The sequence below is a fragment of the Streptomyces sp. NPDC001002 genome (assembly GCF_053599215.1).
On sequence record NZ_JBSFLV010000028.1, the window covers coordinates 12,375 to 36,061 of the forward strand.

Annotated in this window: 22 protein-coding genes and 1 tRNA gene; 4 read left to right on the forward strand and 19 right to left on the reverse strand. The window is 70.6% G+C overall.

Going from position 1 to position 23,687, the window contains the following annotated elements:
• Window positions 1-10: 10 nt before the first annotated feature.
• Window positions 11-196: a hypothetical protein gene (locus ACWDR3_RS15390; RefSeq protein ID WP_450352977.1), complete on the forward strand. Its 186-nt coding sequence runs from the start codon at window positions 11-13 to the stop codon at window positions 194-196.
• On the opposite strand, the gene ACWDR3_RS15395 is transcribed toward ACWDR3_RS15390, so the two are convergent.
• The 6 genes from ACWDR3_RS15395 to ACWDR3_RS15420 form a co-directional block, all read right to left on the reverse strand.
• Window positions 193-984, reverse strand: coding sequence for a YlbL family protein (locus tag ACWDR3_RS15395; protein ID WP_450352978.1), 792 nt, complete (start codon window positions 982-984; stop codon window positions 193-195). The genes ACWDR3_RS15390 and ACWDR3_RS15395 overlap by 4 nt on opposite strands.
• Window positions 985-1,215: 231 nt before the next feature.
• Entirely contained in the window at window positions 1,216-1,857 is a 642-nt protein-coding gene (locus ACWDR3_RS15400; protein WP_450352979.1) for an IclR family transcriptional regulator, read from the reverse strand.
• Between the two features lie 382 nt (window positions 1,858-2,239).
• Complete coding sequence (locus ACWDR3_RS15405; protein WP_450352981.1) at window positions 2,240-4,039, reverse strand: DEAD/DEAH box helicase; 1,800 nt, start codon at window positions 4,037-4,039, stop codon at window positions 2,240-2,242.
• 142 nt (window positions 4,040-4,181) lie between these two features.
• On the reverse strand, window positions 4,182-4,571 hold the full coding sequence (locus ACWDR3_RS15410) for a type II toxin-antitoxin system death-on-curing family toxin (RefSeq protein ID WP_450352982.1): 390 nt from the start codon (window positions 4,569-4,571) through the stop codon (window positions 4,182-4,184).
• Entirely contained in the window at window positions 4,568-4,768 is a 201-nt protein-coding gene (locus ACWDR3_RS15415) for a CopG family transcriptional regulator (protein ID WP_450352983.1), read from the reverse strand. Before ACWDR3_RS15415 ends, ACWDR3_RS15410 begins: the two co-directional genes overlap by 4 nt.
• Window positions 4,769-4,808: 40 nt before the next feature.
• Complete coding sequence (locus ACWDR3_RS15420) at window positions 4,809-6,251, reverse strand: MFS transporter (RefSeq protein ID WP_450352984.1); 1,443 nt, start codon at window positions 6,249-6,251, stop codon at window positions 4,809-4,811.
• A gap of 187 nt (window positions 6,252-6,438) precedes the next feature.
• Here ACWDR3_RS15420 and ACWDR3_RS15425 point away from each other — a divergent pair.
• Window positions 6,439-6,513, forward strand: a tRNA-Cys gene (locus tag ACWDR3_RS15425).
• Between the two features lie 74 nt (window positions 6,514-6,587).
• Entirely contained in the window at window positions 6,588-6,968 is a 381-nt protein-coding gene (locus ACWDR3_RS15430) for an antibiotic biosynthesis monooxygenase family protein (RefSeq protein WP_450352985.1), read from the forward strand.
• A gap of 24 nt (window positions 6,969-6,992) precedes the next feature.
• On the opposite strand, the gene ACWDR3_RS15435 is transcribed toward ACWDR3_RS15430, so the two are convergent.
• From ACWDR3_RS15435 to ACWDR3_RS15485, 11 genes are all read right to left on the reverse strand, one after another.
• Window positions 6,993-8,174 carry an SUKH-4 family immunity protein gene (locus ACWDR3_RS15435; RefSeq protein WP_450352986.1) on the reverse strand — a complete coding sequence of 394 codons (1,182 nt, stop codon included), beginning with the start codon at window positions 8,172-8,174 and terminating at the stop codon, window positions 6,993-6,995.
• A gap of 150 nt (window positions 8,175-8,324) precedes the next feature.
• Window positions 8,325-8,855, reverse strand: a complete 531-nt coding sequence (locus ACWDR3_RS15440) for an AAA family ATPase (RefSeq protein ID WP_450352987.1) — start codon at window positions 8,853-8,855, stop codon at window positions 8,325-8,327.
• Window positions 8,856-8,874: 19 nt separating this feature from the next.
• Window positions 8,875-11,184 carry a xanthine dehydrogenase family protein molybdopterin-binding subunit gene (locus ACWDR3_RS15445; RefSeq protein ID WP_450352988.1) on the reverse strand — a complete coding sequence of 770 codons (2,310 nt, stop codon included), beginning with the start codon at window positions 11,182-11,184 and terminating at the stop codon, window positions 8,875-8,877.
• Window positions 11,181-12,947: a 2Fe-2S iron-sulfur cluster-binding protein gene (locus ACWDR3_RS15450; RefSeq protein ID WP_450352989.1), complete on the reverse strand. Its 1,767-nt coding sequence runs from the start codon at window positions 12,945-12,947 to the stop codon at window positions 11,181-11,183. The genes ACWDR3_RS15445 and ACWDR3_RS15450 overlap by 4 nt, the downstream gene beginning before the upstream one ends.
• On the reverse strand, window positions 12,944-13,837 hold the full coding sequence (locus ACWDR3_RS15455; protein WP_124000315.1) for an FAD binding domain-containing protein: 894 nt from the start codon (window positions 13,835-13,837) through the stop codon (window positions 12,944-12,946). The genes ACWDR3_RS15450 and ACWDR3_RS15455 overlap by 4 nt, the downstream gene beginning before the upstream one ends.
• A gap of 298 nt (window positions 13,838-14,135) precedes the next feature.
• The gene (locus ACWDR3_RS15460) at window positions 14,136-15,767 is read right to left on the reverse strand and encodes a beta-N-acetylhexosaminidase (RefSeq protein ID WP_450352990.1); all 1,632 of its coding nucleotides are present in this window, start codon (window positions 15,765-15,767) and stop codon (window positions 14,136-14,138) included.
• A gap of 1 nt (window position 15,768) precedes the next feature.
• On the reverse strand, window positions 15,769-16,614 hold the full coding sequence (locus ACWDR3_RS15465; protein WP_450352991.1) for a carbohydrate ABC transporter permease: 846 nt from the start codon (window positions 16,612-16,614) through the stop codon (window positions 15,769-15,771).
• The gene (locus ACWDR3_RS15470) at window positions 16,611-17,537 is read right to left on the reverse strand and encodes a carbohydrate ABC transporter permease (protein ID WP_450352992.1); all 927 of its coding nucleotides are present in this window, start codon (window positions 17,535-17,537) and stop codon (window positions 16,611-16,613) included. The genes ACWDR3_RS15465 and ACWDR3_RS15470 overlap by 4 nt, the downstream gene beginning before the upstream one ends.
• A 25-nt stretch (window positions 17,538-17,562) precedes the next feature.
• Window positions 17,563-18,855 carry an extracellular solute-binding protein gene (locus ACWDR3_RS15475; RefSeq protein WP_450352993.1) on the reverse strand — a complete coding sequence of 431 codons (1,293 nt, stop codon included), beginning with the start codon at window positions 18,853-18,855 and terminating at the stop codon, window positions 17,563-17,565.
• Window positions 18,856-19,043: 188 nt separating this feature from the next.
• Window positions 19,044-19,319, reverse strand: a complete 276-nt coding sequence (locus ACWDR3_RS15480; RefSeq protein WP_124000320.1) for a DUF3039 domain-containing protein — start codon at window positions 19,317-19,319, stop codon at window positions 19,044-19,046.
• Between the two features lie 29 nt (window positions 19,320-19,348).
• Window positions 19,349-19,921, reverse strand: coding sequence for a YqgE/AlgH family protein (locus tag ACWDR3_RS15485; RefSeq protein ID WP_280881959.1), 573 nt, complete (start codon window positions 19,919-19,921; stop codon window positions 19,349-19,351).
• A 251-nt stretch (window positions 19,922-20,172) separates the two neighbouring features.
• Between ACWDR3_RS15485 and murA the strand changes: the two genes are divergently transcribed.
• Window positions 20,173-21,519 (forward strand): UDP-N-acetylglucosamine 1-carboxyvinyltransferase, encoded by a 1,347-nt coding sequence (gene murA / locus ACWDR3_RS15490; RefSeq protein ID WP_124000322.1) that lies wholly within the window; start codon window positions 20,173-20,175, stop codon window positions 21,517-21,519.
• Between the two features lie 119 nt (window positions 21,520-21,638).
• On the opposite strand, the gene ACWDR3_RS15495 is transcribed toward murA, so the two are convergent.
• Together ACWDR3_RS15495 and ACWDR3_RS15500 are read right to left on the reverse strand one after the other, a co-directional pair.
• Window positions 21,639-21,920 carry an HU family DNA-binding protein gene (locus ACWDR3_RS15495; RefSeq protein WP_105974351.1) on the reverse strand — a complete coding sequence of 94 codons (282 nt, stop codon included), beginning with the start codon at window positions 21,918-21,920 and terminating at the stop codon, window positions 21,639-21,641.
• A gap of 302 nt (window positions 21,921-22,222) precedes the next feature.
• Window positions 22,223-23,638 (reverse strand): malic enzyme-like NAD(P)-binding protein, encoded by a 1,416-nt coding sequence (locus tag ACWDR3_RS15500; RefSeq protein WP_450352994.1) that lies wholly within the window; start codon window positions 23,636-23,638, stop codon window positions 22,223-22,225.
• Window positions 23,639-23,687: the final 49 nt, after the last annotated feature.

Genomic DNA, 23,687 nt, shown 5'->3' on the forward strand with positions numbered 1-23,687 from the left:
GCCGAGCCCGATGCACCCCGAGACCCATCTCGCCCTGCACCGCCTGCGCGCCGCCGAACTCCAGGCCCAGGCCGCCGAACACCACCTCGCCCTACAGACGAAGCGCCCCCGCAACCTCCGTACCCGTGTGGGCTGGACGCTGGTCGAGGTGGGCCTGCGACTGGCGGCCACGCCCAAGCCCGTACCGGCCGTCTAGCAGCTGGGGACAGTCCCCTTCCCCGCCTCCAACGCCACCAACGACTTCACCGCGCCCTTGAGGTCGGTCACCGGGATCAGCCGCAGTCCCTTGGGCAGTTCGGACTTGGCGTCGGCACACTCGTCCTTGGGCACGAGGAACACCGTGGCCCCGTCGCGCCGCGCGGCCTGCGTCTTCAGGGCCACGCCTCCCACCGCACCGACCGTCCCGTCCTCGGTGATGGTCCCCGTACCGGCGATGTTGCGGCCACCGGTGAGGTCGCCGCCGCTGCCATCGCCGTTCAGCTTGTCGATGATGCCGAGGGTGAAGAGCAGCCCGGCGCTGGGCCCGCCGACGTCCGCGAGCTTGAGGGTGACCTTGACCTTCTTGTCGCTCAGGTCGAGGTAGTTCAGCGCCGCCTGGGTCGCCGCGTCCTGGGACTGTTCCATCTGCTCGGTGTTGTGCGCCTCGATCTCCTTGGTGCTCTGCCCGCTCGGATAGACCGAGTCCCGCGGCATGACCGCCCGGTCCGTGGCGAACCACGCGTCGAGCACCTGGCTCAGCGAGACGTGGGTGTCCGGATTGGTCGCCTCGATGGTCGTCATCCGCAACTGCCCGGACGTCGTCCGGGTCGACGCGCCCGTGACCGTGATCACCGGCGTGCCCTTGTTCTCACCGAGCACGTTCGCCGTCATCCCCGGCTGCGTCAGCGAGAACGGCAACGGCGCGAAGACCGCCGTGGCGATCAGCGCGACGACGGGCAGGGCGCAGAGGGCGACGGCTTGGGGGCGCGTGAGGCGAGAGAGCACGGGGTCAATCTAACGTGAGAGTGACTTCAGGCCAGGTGGTGGGCGGGGCGTGGGGATGATCGGGGCGTGAGCGCGGCTCGATGCCGGTCGGCGTCTTGTTTTTCAGCCCGTTGGGGGTCCCCCCTCTGGGGGAGTTTGAGGACGAGGCCGTCCAGGCCGAAAGCACCCGTCCCAAAGAAGGCAGCCCCCAGACGGCGCCATCAGTACCGGCACCACCAACACCCGCACAGCTCAGCGCAGCGCCTCCGCAACCTCCCGCGCCGCGTCGACGACCCGCGGTCCCACCCGCTCCGGCACCGCGTCCGCCAGCATCACCACGCCCACGCTGCCTTCCACCCCCGTCACGCCGATCAAGGGCGCGGCAGCTCCACTCGCGCCTGCCTCCAGCTCGCCGTGCGTCAACGTGTACCCCGGCTCGCTCAACGGCTGCGACCGAGCCGAGAGGATCGCCCGGCCGGCGGCCCCCCGGTCCAGCGGATGCCGGAACCCGGCTCGATAGGCGACGTGATAGTCGGTCCAGGTCGGTTCGACGACGGCCACGGCCAGGGCGTCCGCCCCGTCCACCAACGTAAGGTGCGCGGTCGCCCCGATGTCCTCGGCCAGCGACCGGAGCGCGGGCAGCGCGGCTTCCCGTACGAGCGGATGCACCTGCCGGCCCAGGCGCAGCACGCCGAGTCCGACCCGGGCACGGCCGCCCAAGTCCCGGCGTACGAGCGCGTGTTGTTCCAGTGTGGCGAGCAACCGGTACACGACGGTCCGGTTCACGCCCAGTCGATGGGAAAGCTCGGTGACGGTCAGCCCGTGGTCGGTGTCGGCCAGCAGCTTGAGGACACGCAGTCCCCGGTCGAGCGTCTGAGAGGTCTCCGCGGTCACGACGCCCACTCCTCCAAGTGGTGAGGTCGGCGGCTCTCATCGCGGCGGTTGCGTCACCGAGTCCCGTCAGCGACGCGCTTCAGAGGCCGCCGGTCGGCCGGCGGCCCGGCGCTCCGGACCGCGTCGCTTCACGGCTGCGCTCCGCGGCGGCGCTGCCACGGGGCGTGTGCGTAGCGGGACAGTAGCGAAGCGGGTTCGCTCAGCGGAAGGCTCCGTCCAGAATCCGGGCACCGGTAGGGCGGGAGTACCTACGTTTGTCCTGATACGAGACGCCGAGGCACCGAATTCAGAGTCCACCGGCGCCGCTTACCGGTGTCCGAACGGCACCGGAACCGGGCACCCTCCCCCACCCCACCCCACCCTCCGCCACCGCGACGGAGGGTCACTTCATCCGCGTAGCCCACTCCTGGACCTTGGCGATCCGCTGCCGCAGCTGCCCGGCCGTGGCCTCGGCGCTCGGCGGCCCGCCGCACGTGCGGCGCAGCTCGGTGTGGATGACGCCATGCGGTTTGCCGGTCTGGTGGACGTACGCGGAGACCATGGTGTTGAGCTGTTTCCGCAGCTCCATCATCTCCTTGTGCGAGACGACGGGCCGCCGTTCGGCCGGCAGTTCGAGGAGGTCGGCCTCGGAGTCCGGCTTCTTGCGGCTGTGCGCGATCTGCCGGGCCTGCCGCTTCTGCAGCAGCATCTGCACCTGGTCGGGTTCGAGGAGCCCGGGGATGCCGAGGTAGTCCTGCTCCTCCTCGCTCCCCGGGTGCGCCTGCATGCCGAACTCGGCACCGTCGTAGAGGACTCGGTCGAAGACGGCCTCGGACTCCAGCGCCTCGAAGGCGAACTGCTCCTGCTCGCCGGTGTCCTCGTCCTGCTCCTTGTTCGCCTCCTCCATCTCCTGCTCGGACTCGGCGTACGGGTCCTCCTCGCCCTCCTTCTTGGGCTTGTCGAGGGCGTGGTCGCGCTCGACCTCCATCTCGTTGGCGAAGGTGAGGAGGTCGGGGACGGTGGGGAGGAAGACGGAGGCGGTCTCACCGCGCCGCCGGGACCGCACGAAGCGCCCGACGGCCTGCGCGAAGAAGAGGGGCGTCGAGATGGTGGTGGCGTACACCCCGACCGCGAGCCGAGGTACGTCGACACCTTCCGACACCATGCGCACCGCGACCATCCAACGGTCGTCGCCCGCACTGAACTTGTCGATGCGCGCGGACGCGCCCGAGTCGTCGGACAGGACGAGGGTCGCCTTGGAACCGGTGATCTCGCGGATCAACTTGGCGTAGGCGCGCGCCTGTTCCTGGTCGGTGGCGATGACGAGCGCACCGGCGTCCGGGATGCCCTTCCGGACCTCCGTCAACCGCTGGTCGGCCGCGCGCAGCACACTCGGCATCCACTCACCGCGCGGATCGAGCGCCGTACGCCAGGCCTGGCTGATCGCGTCCTTGGTCATCGGCTCACCGAGCCGCGCGGCGATCTCGTCACCGGCCTTGGTCCGCCACCGCATGTTGCCGCTGTAGGAGAGGAAGATGACCGGCCGGACGACCCCGTCGGAGAGCGCGGACCCGTACCCGTACGTGTAGTCCGCGGAGGACCGCCGAATCCCGTCGTTCCCTTCCTCGTACGTGACGAAGGGGATGGGGTTGGTGTCGGACCGGAAGGGCGTACCGGTGAGCGCGAGCCGCCGGGTGGCCGGCTCGAAGGCTTCCAGGCAGGCCTCGCCCCAGGACTTCGAGTCACCGGCGTGGTGGATCTCGTCGAGGATGACGAGCGTCTTGCGCTGCTCGACCCGGTTGCGGTGCAGCATGGGCCGCACGCCGACGCCGGCGTAGGTGACGGCGACGCCCTGGTAGTCCTTGCCGAGCGGCCCCGCGCTGTACTCGGGATCCAGCTTGATCCCTATCCGCGCGGCCGCCTCCGCCCACTGCTTCTTCAGATGCTCGGTCGGCGCGACCACGGTCACCTGCTGCACGACATGGTGGTGCAGCAGCCAGGAGGCGAGCGTGAGCGCGAAGGTCGTCTTGCCGGCGCCGGGCGTCGCGACCGCGAGGAAGTCCCGCGGCTGTTCCTGGACGTACCTCTCCATGGCCCCTTGCTGCCAGGCTCGCAGCTTGCCGGCGGTACCCCAGGGGGCACGGCCGGGGAAGGCCGGGGAGAGGTGGTGGCTGTGCGAGGAGGAAGCGGCGGTGGTAGTCACGGTCTCCGTAGAGGGGTCGGGCGGCTCGGCTGCGTACAGGGGTTGCGTGAGGGGCTACGTGTATGACAACCGGGCCACCCTACCGGCGGGCCGGCGGTGTCAACGGAGGACGACGCCGGGACGGCCGGAGGTGGGATTGACGTCACATCGGTTGTTCGGCCAGGGCCCGCAACCCCTCGGCGATGTCCTTGACCTCCTCCATGGAGCCCGCCGCCACGGCGATGACCAGACGCTCGGCAGCGTCGATGTCCGGCCGCAACTGCACATCGTTCATGGCCAGGAAGACGACGCAGGACACCCACGCCGTGCGCTTGTTCCCGTCGAGGAAGGGGCGGCTGAAGGCCAGCGACTGCAGCAGCGCCGCCGCCTTGTCGAACAGCTCGGTGTAGGCCTCCTGCCCGAACACGGAGGCCGAGGGGCGATGCGCGGCCGACGTCAGCAGACCCACATCGCGCACGACAACGGTCTGGTCGTCGACGGCCCGCTCGCCGATGGCCAGGACATCCTCGGCCGAGAGATAGATGAACGTCACTTGAGCCGCTCCAGGATCTCGGCCCACTTGGCGGTCTGCTCCTTGGCGGCCTTGCGGACCAGCGCCTCATGAGCCGTCCTGGCCAGATAGTCGTCCACGGCCCGCAGCAGTATGGCGTGCATACTGACGCCCTCCTCCTCGGCGCGCAGCTTCAGGGCTTCCGTCTGGTCGTCACGAAGACGCAGGTTCATGGCCATACCAAAACGGTACCGCCAAGTGGGGCCAGGTTGGTACCAGTCAGGGCGCGGCCCGCAACCGCGTAGTCACCCACGCCCCCACCAACGCCACCCCCGCCATCGGCAGAAACACCGCGGCGAAGGCGGCCGGATGGGCCCCGTCCGCGGCGGTCGCCGCATGAGCCACCGTGCCGCCCCCGAGCGCGGCGAACGCCGCACCGCCCACCGACAACAGCACGACGTTCGACAGTCCGTCGGAGATCTGCAGGGAAGCGGAGTTGGTACCGGCCTCCTCCGGCGCGGAGAGCTTGAGCAGCAGAACACTGCTGGAGGAGATGACCAGCCCCATCCCGAAGCAGCCGAACCCCCACGCGACGGCGACGATCCAGACCGGCACGGAGTGGATCAGCACGCTGGGCGCGGTCGCGATGGCCGCGGCGACCAGCAGCATCCCGGCCCCCATGAGCCGTTCCCGGTACGGCTCCACCCGGGCCCGGGCCTGCACCCAGGACCCCAGCGCCCAGGTAGCCCCGCCCGCAGCGAGCGAGAACCCTGCGAGCGTCGGCGACAACCCCCGCTGGGTGACCAGCATCAACGGCACGAAGGACTCGGCGCTGATGAAGGCTCCCGCGGCCACCCCGCGCAACAACACGACCGACGGCAGCCCACGCACCGCGCGGTACGTCCCCCGCGGGAGCAGCCCGAGCACGGCCGGCACGAGCAACGCGACGCCGACGGCGCCGGGCAGCAAGGAGATCCAGCGCAGGTCTTGGGCGGCGTACTGGAGCAGCCCGGCACCGAGGGAGATCCCGAGGGCGAGCCGAATCCGCCGCCGGTCGAAGGAGGCGGAATTGGCGCCTCCGCCCTCCAGCGCCCCGGAAGCCCGCAACCGTATCTGCGGCAGCGCAAGCGCCAACGGCAGCACGACCAGCACGGGTATCCCGAGAAACACCCACCGCCACCCGAGATGCTCGGTCACGGCCCCCGAGGCAAGCGGCCCGACGATGGACGGCACGACCCACCCCGCGGCAAAGGCCGCCATGATGGCCGGCCGCAACGGCTCGGGATAGGCCCGCCCCACAACCACATACAGGGCAACAATGACCAGCCCACCCCCCAACCCCTGCACGGCCCGCCCAAGAATGAACACCCACATCACCCCGGCGGTCCCAGCCACCACGAGCCCAACCGCAAACGCCCCGATCCCGGCCGTCAACGCCCCCAGCGGCCCCCGCCGATCGCTCCACTGCCCGGCGAGCACCATCCCGAACAAACTGGTCGTGAAGTACCCGGAGAAGGCGAACGCGTACAACGCCACCCCGTCCAACTCCCGCGCGGCAACGGGCATCGCGGTAGCAACGGCGGTCGCCTCAAAGGCGATGAGCAGCACGACGGAGACGATCCCGACGCTGAGCGCCCGATAGGAACGGCTCAACACTCCGCCGTCGGTCGTACCCACGGGTTCATCTGCGACACCGGCGTCGCGCGGCTCAAGGACGGTCATGGCCGCCAGCGTAAGACCCACAACGGGGTTTGACCCCTGTCGCGAGCCCCACTCCACCTGGGACCTTGGTCGTACGCCCCCCGCTCCCCCACCCCGGTTCATGAACGGCGTATGGCAGTCCCATTGCAGCCCCGACGATCCCCTTGAACCCCTCTCCCACCCCGCCATACCTTGATCCCACGAACACGGCCGTGTGCCCGAGTGGTTTAGGGACTCGCCTGCAAAGCGAGTTACGCGGGTTCGATTCCCGCCACGGCCTCCAGTAATACGTCTGATCTGCACCTTCTTAGGTCAGACACGGCGTTCACTCCTGCCGCTCTGTCCTACCGTGACGCCATGACCGATCACCCCGAAGCGCCTGTCACTCCCGTCAAGGCCTTTGAACCGCCCTACTACGTGGCCGTCTTCACCACGGTGCGCACCGACGAGCAGAGCGGCTACAGCGAGACCAACGCCCGCATGGAAGCCCTCGTGAACGGCATCCCCGGGTATCTGGGAATGGACCACGCGCAGACTCCCGGTGGGCTGGGCATCACCGTTGGGTACTTTCGGGACGCCGACGCGCTCACGGAGTGGCGGACCAATGCCGAGCACCGTGCGGCGCAGCAGCGTGGGCGGGATCAGTGGTACGAGAGCTACACGCTGCACGTGGCGAAGGTGGAGCGGAGTCACGGGTTCATACGGGCGCGGGGTCCGGAGGGCCCGGCAGAGAGCTGAGCGCCGACTCACCCTCCGCCCGACTCAGAGCACCCCACCCGCCTCATCCTGAAACGTCTCCGTCCAGTAGTGGTGGCCGGCCCCCACGTCCGACCCCGTCGGGTCGACCGTCGCCAGGGTCTGGAGCATGGTCGTGGCCAGTTGGTCGTACGCCTCGGTCGTCAGTTCGCCCGCGAGGCCGTCGTCGATCGTCTTCTCTCGGTGGAGGAGCCAGAGGGTGAAGGCCAGGGTGGAGACGTCCGTGTTCAGGGGGTACAGCGTGGCGTCCGGCTCGCTCCAGTTGAGGACCGCTCCCGTCGTGCCGTCCACGACCAGGCTGTTGTCCTCGATGAGGTGGCCGAGGCGGATCAAGTCGGCGGCCCGGGGCGGGAGTTGGGTGTGGGGTCCGTCGGCGCCATCGTCCTCGTAGTACTCGGCGAGGGTCTGCAGCGGGACGTCCGTGTCCAGGGAGAAGAGGAAACCGTCCTCCGGCAGGCCCCGTTCGCGCAGGAAGAAGCGGGTCGGGCCGTGGGTGAGGGTCGCCGGGAAGTCGAGGTCCTCGAAGCGGGCCACCTTGCCCTGGCCGAACTCCTCGTCCAGGAGGCGGGCGGGGAGGTCGAGGGCCAGGCCCGATGCCGTGCCGGGGCCCGCCACCAGGGAGAGCGGGCGGATCAGGGCCGCCATCTTCCAGAACGGCGCCATCTCGCCGTCCGTGCCCTCCTCGCCCTCCTCGAAGAGCGCCAGCAGTTGCCGGGACGCCTCCGTCGCCACCTTCGGGCCGAAGCGGCCGGCGTAGGAGGCGAACTGCCCGCGGAATCCCGCCAGTTCGTCCGCCGCCGTCGCGCAGCGCACCAGCGTCCGCAGCGACGGGGCCAGCGGGCGCGTGTCCATCAGGTCGGGGCGGTCGGGGAAGAAGTACGTCGTCGCGATCTCGCCCGTCGTGCCGTCCAGGAGGAGGGACTCCCCCTCCAGGCCCGCCGGGCCCAGCAGCGCGCCTATCACCAACTGGGCGCGCAGCTCCGCCGCCAGGCGGTCGTCCGGGTCGGCCGTCGCCTCCCCGACCGTCCGCAGGCCCTCCCGGCTCAGCTCCACGAAGCTGAACAGGCCGCTGTCGCCCGGCAGTCCGGGCCCGGTCAGCCAGTCGCGCGTCGGCGCGTGTGTCACGTACGGATCGAGTTGATCCTCGGTCAGAGTGATCGCCGGTGTGGCGACATCGGTCGTGCTCATCGTCCCGTTCCCCCGGAATGTTCCAGCTCACAGCCCCCGCACAGGCGGCCGTCGGACGGATGCGTCGGCCGCCCGTTCCCCACTGCCCAGAACACTACGCCCCGCCACTGACAACGGCCCCCGAGCCGCATCCCTCGGATCACAGGACGTTCAGGACACCCTCGCCCGTTCCCGTCCCGCCATGATCGCCTCCACCGTCTGCCCCACCGTCAGCTCCGAGGTGTCCAGCCACAGGCCGAGGCGAGGTGTGCGGGTGCGCAGTACGTCGTCCAGGGCCGGGACCGTCCAGGCCCCGCCGTAGCCGGTCTTCGGGCGGTCCCTCTCGCGCGCGGCGACCACGCCCGCGTCCGGTGCCAGGACGACGACGTGGAACGGTCTCGTGCGCACCAGGCCGACGTACGACGCCAGTTGCTCGCCCAGGACCACGTCCTGCACCACGGCCGTGAAACCGGCCTCCGCGTACGCGTCCGCCGTCGCCGCCGACAGCCGGTACCGCAGCCGGAGTTGTTCCTCTCCCCCGCCAGGGGCCCCGGGCTCGTACTCCTCGCGGCCCGTCACGATCATCCGCCGGAAGACGTCACCACGCACGTGTGCCGCTCGCGGGAGGTGCTCCGCCAGCGCCTGCGCGACCGTCGACTTGCCGGCCGCCATCACGCCGGTGATCAGGACGACCCCGCGCATCGCAGCGGCTACGACGAGGTCACTGGGACGTGACCACGGCCGCCTGGGGGCGGATGGGCAGGCGGTTCACCGGGCGGCCCGTCGCGGCCCGTACGGCGGACGCGATGGCCGCCGGGGAGGTGACCACGGGGGCCGCGCTGACCGCCTTCGCGCCGAAGGGGGCGACCACGTCGCGCTCCTCGACGAGCTTCACGATCCGGATGTCGGGGGTGTCCAGGGCCGTCGGCAGCGAGTAGCCGGTGAGGTCGGGGTGGCGGATCAACCCGCGCGCGGTGCGCAGGTTCTCCGTCAGCGCGATCCCCACGCCCTGGGTGACGCCCGCCTCGATCCGGGCGGTCAGCTGCGCCGGGTTGAGCACGCGGCCGACGTCCTGGGCGAGCGCCAGTTCCACGACGCGTACCGAGCCGAGTTCGATGTCGACGTCCACGACCGCGCGGATCGCGCAGAACACCATCCCTACGAAGGCGTCGCCCTGGCCGTGCTCGTCGAGCGGCTCGGTCGGGTGCGGGCGGCACTGGGCCGTCGCCCACAGTTCCTTGCCGTCCATCGCCTCGGTGACGGTGGTCGACAGGACACCGTCGTACGACGTGATCTTGCCGTCGGTGATCTGCAGCAGCTCCGTGGACATGCCGAACTTGTGCGCCAGGGGCTGCAGAAGCTGGGTGCGGACCATCTTGGCCGCCCGCTCCACCGCGCCGCCCGACACCCAGGTGTGCCGGCCGCGGCAGCCGGGGCCGGCCGGCGGCTGGTCGGTGTCCACGGGCGCGACGTGCACCTCGTCGATACCGAGGGTCTCCTGGACGATCTGGCGCGCGAGCGTGGTGAATCCCTGGCCGGTCTCCACCGCCGCGCACAGGACGGTCGCGATGCCGTCGTGGACCTTCACGGTCGCCGTGGAGACCTCGTCGGCGCCCTCCGCGCCGAGCACGTGCACCATGCCCAGGCCGTAGCCCACGCCCCGGCGCACCGCGCCCGGTTCACCCGCGCCCTCGGGGCCGCCGGGCAGCAGCCACTCGTCCTCGGGGGTGTCCTTGGGGAGCGCGGGCAGCGGGAAGTCCCGTACCGCCTGCAGCAGTTCGGCGACCGGCGCGGGGCACGTCACCGTCTGGCCGGTCGGGAGTACGTCGCCGGTGGCCATGACGTTGCGCATGCGCAGGTCGGCCGGGTCGACGCCGAGTCTCTTGGCCAGCTTGTCCATCTGCGCCTCGTAGGCGGCGCACACCTGCATGGCGCCCTCGCCGCGCACGTGGCCGGAGGGCGGGTTGTTGGTGCGTACGGCCCAGCCCTCGATGAAGGCGTTCGGGACGACGTAGGGGCCGCAGGCGAAGCCGACGGCGGCGGCCAGGGCCTCCGCGGAGGTGTCGGCGTAGGCGCCCGAGTCGAGCAGGATCTGCGCCTCGACCTTGACCAGCCGGCCCTCGGCGTCGGCGTGGTGGCGGTAGCGCAGCAGGGTGGGGTGGCGGTGGGTGTGGCCGAGGAAGGACTCCTCGCGCGTGGCGGTGAGTTTCACCGGGCAGCCGGTCTTCAACGCCAGCAGGCCGAGCGGGAGTTGGAAGCCCTGGTCCTCGCGGTCGGCGGTGGCGCCGGGCACACCGGTGACGACGATCTTCACGCGCTCGGGTTCGAGGCCGTAGCAGGCAGCGGCCGTGTCGCGGTCGCCGTGCGGGTCGGTGGAGGCCAGGTACAGCTCGACGCCGCCGTCGGGACGGGGCACGGCGAGACCGGCCTCGGCACCGATGGGGGCGGGGTCCTGGCGGCCGATGCGGTAGAGGCCCTCGACGACGATCTCGCCTGCCGCGTCCGGGTCGCCGTGGCGCAGCGGGATGTGCCGGATCAGGTTGCCGTCGGGGTGCAGCGGCTCGGCCTCGAAGGCCCGCTCGGGGTCGGTCACCGGGTCGAGCACCTCGTACTCGACGCCGATGGCGGCGGCGGCCATGCGCGCGGTGTCGGGGTGGTCGGCGGCGACGGCCGCGATGGGCTCGCCGTGATGGCGTACGACCTCGGAGGCGAAGACCGGGCGGTCGGCCTCGCCGCGGCCGTAGAACTCGCTGCCGGGGACGTCCTCGTGGGTGATGACGGCCCGTACGCCGGGCATCTCGCGCGCGTGGGTGGTGTCGATGGACACGATGCGCGCGTGCGGGTGCGGGGAGCGCAGTACGGCGGCCCAGAGCAGGCCCTCGGCCCACAGGTCGGCCGCGTACGGGAACGTGCCCTCGGTTTTCGCGCGCGCGTCGGCGGCCGGCAGGGAGGAGCCGAGGCCGTGCGGGATCGGCTCGGCGGCGGGGGCTGCCTCCGCGGTGCTGGTCGCGGTGGCGGCTTCGTTGGTCACGCCTGGCCTCCGTCCTGTCCGTGCGCCTGGTCGTGCGCCCGGTGGGGCTCGAACGCCGACGGGTTGATCCCGCCGGCTCCCGGGCCCGCCTGGTGAGGAATACGCGCCTCGTCGCCGTCCTGTTCGGACGAGTCTCCGGCGGAGTGCGCCTCGCGTTCGGCGACGACCTCCTTGACGGCGTCCAGGACGCCCCGGTAGCCGGAGCAGCGGCAGAGGTTGCCGCACAGGGCCTGGCGGGCCTCCAGCTCGGTCGGCGCCGGGTTGCCCTCCAGGAGGTCGTGGACGGTCATCGCCATGCCGGGCACGCAGAAGCCGCACTGGACGGCGCCGCAGCGGGCGAGCGCCCGCTGCACGTCCGAGGGCTGTCCGTCCTCGGCGAGGCCTTCGACGGTGCGCACTTCGGAACCGGCGGCGGTCACGGCGGGGACCAGGCAGGAGGCGACGAGCCGTCCGTCGACCTGGACGTTGCAGGCCCCGCACTCGCCTTGCGAGCAGCCGTCCTTGGCGCCCGCGAGTCCGAGCCGTTCGCGCAGCACGTAGAGCAGCGATTCGCCGACCCAGGCGTCGGAGACGGGCCGGTCCGCGCCGTTGACGCGCAGGACGTAGGAGGCGAGGGGGTGTTCCTCGCCGGGAGGCGGTGGCGGGGCGGCGTCGGCCGAGGTACCGGGGTGGCCCTCGGAGACCGCGTGGCCGTCGTCGGCGGAGCCTTCGTGGCCGTCGGAGTCGGCGGGACCGGCGGGCCCCGGGCGGACCGCGGTGTCCGAACTGTCCGAGGCGGCACGGGTGTCGGTGCCGGCGGAGGCGTGGGCCTCGGCGCCGTTCCGTCCGTTCGCGGCGTCCCGGGCGGACCCGGCGAAGGGCTCCACGGGCCTCTCAGGCGCCTCAGCGGCCTCCTGGGCGCCCTCGGCCACTCTCGCTGCCGCAGCAGCCTCTCCGGGCCCGTGAGGCGGCCGTGAGGCGGCTACGGCGGAGACTTCCCCGTAGGCCCCGGGCGGCTGTTCGTCCGTGCGGGGGTCGACGTCCTGCGCGCCGGGCGTCTGCCGGGGTCCGGCGTGGTCGTCGGTGACCGGCTCGTCGGCGTGCGGCGGCATGCTCAAGGGCCGGCGCGTGCCCGTGTGCCCGGCGGCGGCATGCGGTTCGCCGACTCCCGGTGACTCGTCCGTGAGGGCGCCCGACTCCTGCGCCCACGGCTGCCCCGTGCCGTCCGTCGCCCAGGGCGCGGCGGCGCCGCCGGGCAGCGTGGCCGGCGGGGTGCCGCCCCACTGCTGGACCAGGGACGACGTGGTGAACTCGCCCGATTCGTCCGGAAGATCACCGTCGGCGACCGGGATCGACCACTGCCCGGTCACGTCCTGGCCGGGCTGACCGGGGTGTCCCGTCCCGTGCGGCGGGGTCCCGGCGCCGCCGGGCGGCTCCTCGAAGGCCCACTGCTGCGTGGACGCGGGGTTGTACGCGAACCGGTCACCCTCCGGCGGCACGCTGTTCGGGTCGGGCCACTGGGCGCCCTCGCCCGGCGCGGGCATCGCCCAGCTGCCGGTCCCCGACGGGTCCGCCTCGGTCGAGCCGGGCGTGGCCGCTATCTGCGGCGGCACATACCCGTGCCCCGGCGCGGCCAGCGGTTCGGCGGAGGCCAGGAGCGCCTCGATGCCGCCCTCGGGGAGTTTCACGAAGGCGGTGGCGCCGTCGTCGTAGTCGCCCTGGGGCAGCGGGTCCCAGCGGCCGCCGCCCTGGGGGGCGCCTTCTCCGTGCTGGTCGTCGGTCACGACAGCGCCCTCCCCAGTGCTCGTCGGGCCAGCGCGGCGACGGTGCGCCGCAGATGCAGTACGGCGGGCGGAAGCGGTTGCACGGACCCGTCCGGCTCCGGGACCGGGTCGGGGATGCAGGCGGCGGCGACGTACTCGCCGAAGGCGGTGAGCGCCTCCGGGACGATCGTGCGGCCGTTGTCCCAGTCGATGAGGCGGGCGACCCAGTGCTCGGCGTCCAGGGGACGCAGCGGCATCGGCGCTATGGCTCCGACGGCGCACCGCACTCCGCGCCGGGCGGGGTCCAGGACGACCGCGACGGACGCGACGGCGCGTCCGGGGCCGGTCCGTCCGGTGGCCTTCAGGAAGACCTGCGGCGCGTGCAGCAGCGGCATCCGTACGAAGCCGATGAGTTCGCCGCCGCGCAGCATGTCGACGCCGGCCAGCAGGTGCGAGACCGGGATCTCCCGGCGGGCGCCGGCCGGGCCCGCGATGATCAGCGTCGCCTCCAGGGCGGCCAGCACGGGCAGCGCGTCCCCGGTGGGGGCGGCCGAGGCGATGTTGCCGCCCAGGGTGCCCGCGTTGCGGATCTGCGGCGGCCCTGCGGCGCGGGCCGCTGCGGCGAGCGCCGGGATCAGGGCGGCGAAGTCGGGGCGGCCCATGCGCGCGTGCGTGAGGCCCGCGCCGAGCAGCGCGTGGCCGTCCTGGTACTGCCAGCCGCGGATCTCGCTGATGCGGCCGAGGCCGACCAGCGCGGCGGGCCTGAGCTGCCCGGAGTTGACGGCGGCCATGAGGTCGGTGCCGCCGGCCACGGGCACGGCGGCGGGCATGGCGGACAGGGCCGCCACGGCTTCGTCCAGCGTCGTGGGCAGCGTGACGGACTGCGCCGACTGCGGTGCTTGCGTGGTCAAACCGGCTGCCCCTTCCCGCTGCCCCACCTGGTCCCACCTGTGCTGCCGTACGGTACGTGCTGACAGGGCGGACGTGGCAACTCTGGCACATCTTCGCAGGGGCCGAAGACAGGGGTCCGCTAGGCGGCATTCGCCCACCTCACCAGCGAGATGACCCGTTTTCGCACCGCATCACCGGAGCGTGCGAATTGGCACTCTTCGGTGATGCTTGCGACGATTTTCCCCTACCTGTTCGGCGGGGGCGGGTACTTGTTCGGCGGGGTGCGCCGCCCGGAGGGTCGGCTGCCTGCGTGGTGGGCTACTTGTGCGGCGGCAGCCCCTCGATCGGGCGGCCGAGCACACCGGGGCGGCGCTGCCACGGCAGCGGGCCGGTCGGCGGCCGGTACGCGACACCCAGGGCGTCGAGGCGCGCGTAATGGGCGGTCATCCGGCGCTCGAAATCGGCGAAGTCCCGTTCCGCCGGGGCCGGCAGGGCGCTCCAGGCCACCTCGGCGAAGGCGGCGAGCCGCGGGAACGTCTGGTAGTCCACGCGGGCCTGATCCTCCATCACCTCGGTCCACACGTTGGCCTGGGTACCGAGGACGTGCTCGGCCTCCTCGGGGGTCAACTCGGCCGGAACGGGTTCGAAGCGGTAGACGTCCTCCAGGGTGCGCACGAACCCGATGGGCACGGGCTCGTCGGGGCCGCCGTGCTGACGGTGGTCCAAGTACACGTACTGCTCGGGGCACATGACGACGTCGTGGCCCGCGCGCGCGGCGGCGATCCCGCCCCCGTAGCCCCGCCAGGAGGAGACCGCCGCGCCCTCGGCGAGGCCGCCCTCCAGGATCTCGTCCCAGCCGATGAGCCGGCGCCCGCGCGCGGACAGCCACGTGTCGAAGTGCCGGACGAACCAGGACTGCAACTCGTCCTCGTCCGCGAGCTCCAGTTCCTTGATGCGGTTCTGCGCGGTGTGCGACTCCCGCCACTGGCCCTTGGGACATTCGTCACCCCCGATGTGGATGAACTCCGAGGGGAAGAGCGCGAGCACTTCCTCGAACACCCCCTCGTAGAACTCCAGGGTGTTGTCAGTGGGGGCCAGTACGTTGGGATTGACCCCCCAGGTGTCCCAGACGGAGAGAGCGGTGGTGTCGATGACGTCGGTGTTGCCGAGTTCCGCGTACGCGGCGATGGCGGCCTGCGAGTGGCCCGGTACGTCGATTTCGGGGACGACGGTGATATGCCGCTCGGCGGCGTAGGCGACGATCTCCCGGATGTCGTCCTGGGTGTAGAAGCCTCCGTGCGGCTTGTCGTCCCACAGCGGTGAGGCCCGGTGGCCGAATTTCGTACGGGACCGCCAGGAGCCGGTCTCCGTCAGTTTCGGGTACCGCTCGATCTCGACGCGCCAGCCCTGGTCGTCCGTCAAGTGGAAGTGGAAGACGTTGAGTTTGTGCGCGGCGAGCAGGTCGAGGTAGCGCAGCACGCCTTCTTTCGGCATGAAGTGCCGGGCCACGTCGAGCATGAGGCCGCGCCAGCGGAATCGCGGGGCGTCCTCGATGGTCAGATGGAGCACGCCGTACGTCGTGCCGGGGTCGATCGGCGCGCGCCGGAAGGCGGCGGGGCCCAGCAGTTGACGCAGCGTCTGGGCGCCCCAGAAGACGCCGGCCGCGCTGCCGCCCGTGATCCTGACACCCATCGTGGCGACCACCTCAAGGCGGTACGCCTCCGCTGCCAGGGAGTCGTCGAGCCGCAGCACGACGGTGTTGGGCTCGCCCTCCCGCCCCGGTGGCAGCGGCAGTCCGAGGGCGGCGCCGACCGTGGACCGCAGCCAGCGCTGTGTGCTCTCGGTGCCGGGCTCGCCCCACAGGGCGGTGTCCGGCTCGAACGGGAAACCGCACCGCCCCACACCCTCGACCGCGCCGGGCGCCGGGATCAGTTCCGTCAGTGAAGTCACGTCAGTCCTTAACCGCTCCGCCCAGCCCCGAGACCAGACGTCGCTGTACGAGTACGAAGAACACCAGCACCGGAATCGTCATCACCGTCGAGGCCGCCATCACGCCGCCCCAGTCCGGCTCGTCCGGCTTGAAGAAGACCAGCAGGGCCATCGGCAGGGTCGACTGGGAGGTGTCGCTGATGATGAAGGACTTGGCGAACAGGAAGTCGTTCCAGGCCGAGATGAAGGAAAACACGCTCGTGGCCACCAGCCCCGGGAAGACCAGCGGGAAAAGGATCTGCCACAGGAATCGCGCCCGGCTCGCCCCGTCCATGTACGCGGCCTCCTCCAGCGCGTCCGGCACGGCTTTCACGAACCCCCGCAGCATCCAGATCGCGAAGGGCAGCGAGAACGCGATGTGCGGCAGGATCAGCGAGCCCAGCGTGTTCAGTTGATTGAAGTCCCGCATGAGGAAGAACAAGGGGATGGTGAGCGCCTCGACCGGCACCATCTGGGCCACCAGAAACATGATCAGCAGCGTGGTCCGGAAGCGGAACCGGAATCGCGTCACGGCGGTCGCGGCGAGAAACGCGATGAGCGCCGAGGCGATCACCACACTGCCCGCGACGACAAGGCTGTTGACGAAATACCGACCGAAATCCTGCTGCCCGAACACGCGCCGGAAGGAATCCAGCGAGGGCGCAAGCGTCCAGGGCCGCGGCTCGCTGGACTCGATCTCGCCGGCCGGTTTGAAGGCGCCGAGCACCATCCAATAGAGGGGGAAGGCGACCACGACGGCGACGAGCAGCGCCGACAACTCGGCCGCCAGCCGCCAGGGGCGCCGCAGTTGGGCCCGTACGAGATTCACAGTTCCTCCCCCTGCCGGCGCAGCAGCCGCAGGTACACGAGCGTCACGGCGAGCAGCATCAGCAGCATGACGACGCCGATCGCCGAGCCGAGGCTGTACTGCGAGGACGCGAAGGCCTGTTGATAGGCGTACACGTTCAGGACGAGGTTCTGGCCCGCGATGCCGCCGCCGCCCGTCATGACGTAGATCTGCGTGAAGACCTTGAAGTCCCAGATGACGGACTGGATGGTCACCACGGTCAGGATCGGCCGCAGCATCGGCGCCAGCACGGACCGCCAGATCCGCCACTGCGAGGCACCGTCCAGCGCGGCGGCCTCAAGCACCTCGGCCGGTACGGCCCGGATGCCGGCGTAGACCGTCACCATCACGAACGGGAAGGAGCACCACACCACTTCGAGCAGTACGAGGAAGAACGCGCTGAACCGCCCGTACGTCCACGAGTGGTCCCCGAGCCCGAGGATCCGGTTCACGGGCCCGAAGTCGGGGTCGAAGAGGAACAGCCACACCGTGGACCCGGTGACCGCCGGGGTCGCCCACGCGCCGAGCGCGGCCAGCATCAACGCCAGCCGCGGCACGGCCCGCACGCGAGTGAGCAGCACGGCGAGCGCGCAGCCGACGGCGAGCGTCGACACCACGCACCCGGCCGCGAACACCACGGTGGCCAGCAGCACTTGCCAGAACTCGGGGTCCGAGAAGAGCGTGCTGTAGTTCCCGAACCCCTCGAAGGTGGTCGGTTCCCCACCACTCACCTGAGCCTGCGTGTAGTGGAAGAACGAGATCAGCCCGAGCTGGTAGATGGGATAGACCAGCAGCCCGCCGAGCACGACGAGGGCGGGGGCGAGATAGAGCCAGGGGGTCCAGCCGGCGCGGTTACGTCGGCCGGGCTTGCGGGGCGTGGTCGTGGAGAGGGCTCTCCTCTCCACGACCGTGTCCTGTGCGACCACTGGCTCAACCTGCGGAGGCGAATGAGGCGTTCATCTTCTGCGCCGCGTCCTTGGAGGCCGCCGCCACGCTCTTCTTGCCGCTGATGACCTCCTGCAACAGGTTCGGCAGCACCAGCTGGGAGTCGATCTGCGACCACCCCGGCGAAGCCGGAACGAACTTCGTCCCCGCCCCCAGCGTCTGCACGAACGGCTTCTCGAACGGCACCTTCGCCGCGGCCGCGTCCCGCACGTCCGTGAACGTCGGCAGGAAGCCCATCGCGTCGAACATCGAGGCCTGCGTCTTCTTCGACGTCAGCTGCTCCATCAGGTCGACCGCGAGCGAGCGGTGCGAAGTGCTCTTCAGGACACCGATGTTGTTGCCGCCCGCGAAGGCCGGGGCTATCGACCCGGACGCCACACCGGGCAGTGGCACCACCGCGTACTTGCCCTTCACCTTGCCCGCCTCGACGGCCGCGTGGCTGAAGTCGCCGCCGATCGCCATGCCCGCCTTGCCGGCCGCGAACGCGGTGATCGTGTCGTTGCCGCCCATCCCGGCGCACTTGGCGGCGGGACAGTTGTCGGAGGTGAACAGGGACGTGTAGGCCTTGATGCCCTTCTGGGCGGCCGCGCTGTCGATGGCGGAGGTGTACGAGTCGCCCTCACCGGTGGCGAGTTCACCGCCGTTGGCCCAGACGAAGGGCATCGCGCCGTACGTGTAGGCGCCGCCGACGACCAGGCCGTACAGGTCGGGCTTCTCGGCGCGGATCTTGCGGGCCGTGGTGGCCAACTCGGCCATGGTCTTGGGGGGTTGCAGGCCCAGGTCCTTGAAGACGTCGGTGCGGTAGTACAGGGCGCGGACGCCGACGTAGAACGGGGAGCCGTACTGCTTGCCGTCGACGGTGACCGACTGCTTGGCCGTCGGGTCGGTGTCCTTGGACTCGCTCCAGGCGCCGAACTCCTTGGTGACGTCGAGGAGTCCGCCGTCGTGGACGTAGCCGGCGGTGTCGGTGTTGCCGAACTCCATCACGTCCGGCGCGGACTTGGGGTCGTTGAAGGCGGCCTTGACGCGCTGGGCCCGGGTCTCGACGGGGATGTACTCGACGTCGACCTTCGTGCCCTCGTGCGCCTTCTGGAAGGCGTCGACCACGGAGTCGACGACCTTCTCCTTCGGGTCGTTGCCGACCTCCTGGAACAGCCACACCCGCAGGGTGCCGTCCTTGTCGTCCTTCTCGGAGGAGGAGTTGGAGGAGGTCTGGGGGGCGCAGGCGGTGACGACCAGGGCGGTCAGCACGACGGCGAGTCGGGGAGAGAGCTTCATGGAGTGGTCCTCCGAGAGTGCGTTGCAACATATGCAATGACTGTTTCGCTCTGCACAACGCTCCGGAGACTAGGGACAACATGAACACGCCCACAAGAGGTCTCAACCACTTCGTGACATGCAAAAGGCCCCCGGGGCGCGCCGAACGCGCCCCAGGGGCCTTGCGAAGCCTCAGGTGTTACGTGGTGCTACTTGTCCTTGTCGTCGTCCCCACCACTGCCCATGGAGTCGTAGATCTCCTTGCACATGGGACAGACGGGATACTTCTTCGGATCGCGGCCCGGCACCCAGACCTTGCCGCACAGCGCCACGACGGGGGTCCCGTCGAGGGCGCTCGCCATGATCTTGTCCTTCTGGACGTAGTGGGCGAAGCGCTCGTGGTCGCCGTCGCCGTGGGACACCTGTGGCGTCGGCTCTACGAGGGTCCCCGTACCAGTCCCGCGCTCGGGCTCAAGAGTGCTCATAGCGCCAAGGGTACTGAAGCTCACACGCATCAGTTGAGCGAAGGGTCGTCGGGGTACGTGGCCACCATCGCGAGCTCGTTGCGCTGGCGGCGCAGGACCGCGCGCCAGAGTCTCTCCGGGGACGGCGAGGAGACGTCGCCGGGCTCCGACTCGACGACGTACCAGGCGCCCTCCACCAGCTCGTCCTCCAGCTGGCCCGGGCCCCAGCCGGCGTATCCGGCGAAGATCCGCAGCGAACCGAGGGCCGAGGCGAGCAGTTCCGGCGGGGCCTCCAGGTCGACCAGGCCGATCGCGCCGTGCACCCGGCGCCAGCCCAGCGGGGCGCGCTCGGCGGAGGAGCCGCCGGGGATGACGGCGACGCCGAGGGCGGAGTCGAGGGAGACCGGGCCGCCCTGGAAGACGACGCCGGGCTCGCCGGCGAGGTCGCCCCAGCCGTCCAGGATGTCGCCGACGTCCACCGGGGTCGGCCGGTTGAGGACGACACCGAGGGAGCCCTCCTCGTCGTGGTCGAGAAGGAGCACCACCGCACGGTCGAAGTTCGGGTCCGCCAGGGCGGGCGTGGCCACGAGCAGCCGCCCTGTGAGCGAGGACACCTCGGTCATGGCAGACATGATCCCGCATCTTCCCTCCGTGTGGGGAGGCAATGGGTGTTCGCGGGTGAATGCAGCTCAGGGCGCACAGGTGCGTCCCGAGCGCACGGAAGCGGCGGTGACCCCATGTGTCCGGCGGGCAGCGGTTCGTGTTGTGACGAAGCTATGACGTGGCTGAGGCGTGCCTGGGCTTACAGAAGGGGGGTACGCGGCGATTACGCTTGCTCCTCTGGCCCTGCCCCCCTCACCGGAACGCGAGATACATGACCGTCAACGGCTCTGACGACGTACTGCTTGTCCACGGTGGAACCCCGCTGGAAGGCGAGATCCGGGTCCGTGGTGCGAAGAACCTCGTACCGAAGGCCATGGTCGCCGCCCTGCTGGGCAGTGAGCCGAGTCGGCTGCGCAACGTTCCGGACATCCGAGACGTGCGGGTCGTACGCGGCCTGCTGCAACTGCACGGGGTGACGGTCCGTCCGGGTGAGGAGCCGGGCGAGTTGGTGATGGACCCCTCCCACGTGGAGAGCGCGAACGTCGCCGACATCGACGCGCACGCGGGCTCCAGCCGCATCCCGATCCTGTTCTGCGGCCCGCTGCTGCACCGCCTGGGCCACGCGTTCATCCCGGGCCTGGGCGGCTGCGACATCGGCGGCCGGCCGATCGACTTCCACTTCGAGGTGCTGCGGCAGTTCGGCGCGAAGATCGAGAAGCGGGCGGACGGGCAGTACCTGGAGGCGCCGCAGCGGCTGCGCGGCACGAAGATCCAGCTGCCGTACCCGTCCGTGGGCGCGACCGAGCAGGTCCTGTTGACGGCCGTCCTCGCGGAGGGCGTCACGGAGCTCTCGAACGCGGCGGTGGAGCCGGAGATCGAGGACCTGATCTGCGTCCTGCAGAAGATGGGCGCCATCATCGCGATGGACACCGACCGCACGATCCGCGTCACGGGCGTGGACCGGCTCGGCGGCTACAACCACCGCGCCCTCCCGGACCGCCTGGAGGCCGCCTCCTGGGCGTCCGCGGCGCTGGCGACCGAAGGCAACATCTACGTCCGCGGCGCCCAGCAGCGCTCGATGATGACGTTCCTGAACACTTACCGGAAGGTGGGCGGTGCCTTCGAGATCGACGACGAGGGCATCCGGTTCTGGCACCAGGGCGGCCAGTTGAAGTCCATCGCCCTCGAAACGGACGTGCACCCGGGCTTCCAGACGGACTGGCAGCAGCCGCTGGTCGTGGCGCTGACCCAGGCGACGGGCCTGTCGATCATCCACGAGACGGTGTACGAGTCCCGCCTCGGATTCACCTCCGCGCTCAACCAGATGGGTGCGCACATCCAGCTGTACCGCGAGTGCCTGGGCGGCTCGAACTGCCGCTTCGGCCAGCGCAACTTCCTCCACTCGGCCGTCGTCTCCGGCCCCACCCGCCTCCAGGGCGCCGACCTGGTCATCCCCGACCTGCGCGGCGGCTTCTCGTACCTCATCGCCGCGCTGGCGGCCCAGGGCACGTCCCGGGTCCACGGCATCGACCTCATCAACCGCGGCTACGAGAACTTCATGGAGAAGCTCGTGGAGCTGGGCGCGAAGGTGGAGTTGCCGGGCAAGGCACTCGGATAGCCCTGCGGGGGACGCCGAAAGAAGCGTTTCCCACGACGATGGGGCGGCCACCCTGACCGGGTGGCCGCCCCATTCGCGTTGCCGAGCCTCGTACGCAATGCCGTCGCGTACGCGAAGGCTTACTTGCCCTTGGCGGCTTCCTTGAGCTTCGAGCCCGCGGACACCTTGACGCTGTAGCCGGCGGGGATGTTGATGGGGTCACCGGTCTGCGGGTTGCGCGCGGTCCGAGCGGCACGGTGGGTGCGCTCGAAGGTCAGGAAGCCGGGGATGGTGACCTTCTCGTCGCCCTTGGCCACGATCTCGCCGACGGTCTCGGCGAACGCCGCCAGAACGGCGTCGGCGTCCTTGCGGGTCACCTCGGCGCGGTCGGCCAGCGCGGCCACCAGCTCACTGCGGTTCATGTCGTTACTCCCGTGTTCTTCTTGCTGTTGGGGCGTGCCACGCGGCGGAGCCGCATGTTAGGCGCTGTGAGAAGTCCGATGCGCTCTCACCCAGGGAGGCATCCTGCCCCTACCTGCGGCGGGAAAGCCAATCCGGCACCCGTAGGGAGTCGCTAGTACACCCTGGGGAGTCACACGGAAGGCCTGAGCGTGCCCGCCACCCTAAAGGGCCCTCGTATGCCCGCCGTTCCACGACGCGCCGAGGCAGCCGGGTGGTGATCCTCACAGCACTTGCACCGTACGCCACGGCTACGACATCGCGCCTACGACGCCGCGCCCGCCGCCTTCGCCGCTTCCCGGACCGCTCCGGCCACCGCGCCCGCGACCTTGTCGTTGAAGACGCTCGGGATGATGTAGTTCGGGTTGAGCTCGTCCGAGGTCACGACGTCCGCGAGGGCGGTCGCCGCGGCCAGCATCATCTCCGTGTTGACGGTGCGGGACTGGGCGTCCAGCAGGCCGCGGAAGACACCCGGGAAGACCAGCACGTTGTTGATCTGGTTCGGGAAGTCGGAGCGGCCGGTGGCCACGACGGCGGCCGTCTGACGGGCGATCGTCGGGTCGACCTCGGGGTCCGGGTTCGCGAGCGCGAACACGATGGCGCCCTCGGCCATGGCGGCCACGTCGTCCCCGTCCAGCACGTTCGGGGCGGAGACGCCGATGAAGACATCCGCTCCGCGAACGGCTTCCTTCAGCGTGCCCGTCAGGTTCTCGGGGTTGGTGTTGTCCGCGATCCAGCGCAGCGGCGAGTCGGCCGCGGCGCCCACCAGGTCCTCGCGGCCGGAGTGCACGACACCGTGGATGTCGGCGACGACGGCGTTCTTCACGCCCGCGGCGATCAGCAGCTTGAGGATGGCCGTACCGGCCGCGCCCGCACCGGACATGACGACCCGGATGTTCTCGATCTCCTTGCCCGCCACGCGCAACGCGTTGGTCAGCGCGGCCAGGACGACGATCGCCGTGCCGTGCTGGTCGTCGTGGAAGACGGGGATGTCGAGGGCCTCGCGCAGCCGGGCCTCGATCTCGAAGCAGCGCGGCGCGGAGATGTCCTCCAGGTTGATGCCGGCGAAGCCCGGGGCGATCGCCTTGACGATCTCGACGATCGCGTCGGTGTCCTGGGTGTCCAGGCACAGCGGCCAGGCGTCGATGCCGGCGAAGCGCTTGAAGAGGGCCGCCTTGCCCTCCATGACCGGCAGCGCGGCCTTGGGGCCGATGTTCCCGAGGCCGAGGACCGCGGAGCCGTCCGTCACGACCGCAACGGAGTTGCGCTTGATGGTGAGGCGGCGGGCGTCCTCGGGGTTCTCGGCGATCGCCATGCACACGCGGGCCACGCCCGGGGTGTAGATCATGGAGAGGTCGTCACGGTTGCGGATCGGGTGCTTGGACTGCATCTCGATCTTGCCGCCGAGGTGCATCAGGAACGTACGGTCCGACACCTTGCCGAGGGTGACACCCTCGATGCCGCGCAGCTGCTGGACGATCGAGTCGGCGTGATCCGTGGAACTCGCCGCGATGGTGACGTCGATGCGCAGCTTCTCGTGGCCTGAGGCGGTCACGTCGAGGCCGGTGACCGAGCCTCCGTGGGTCTCCACGGCCGTGGTGATCTGGGAGACCGCCGTTCCTGAGGCGGGCACTTCCAGACGGACCGTGATCGAGTAGGAGACGCTGGGCGCCGTTGCCATGGCCGACTTCCTCTGCTTTCACCTGTGACGCTGTATGCCGTCCGATGGT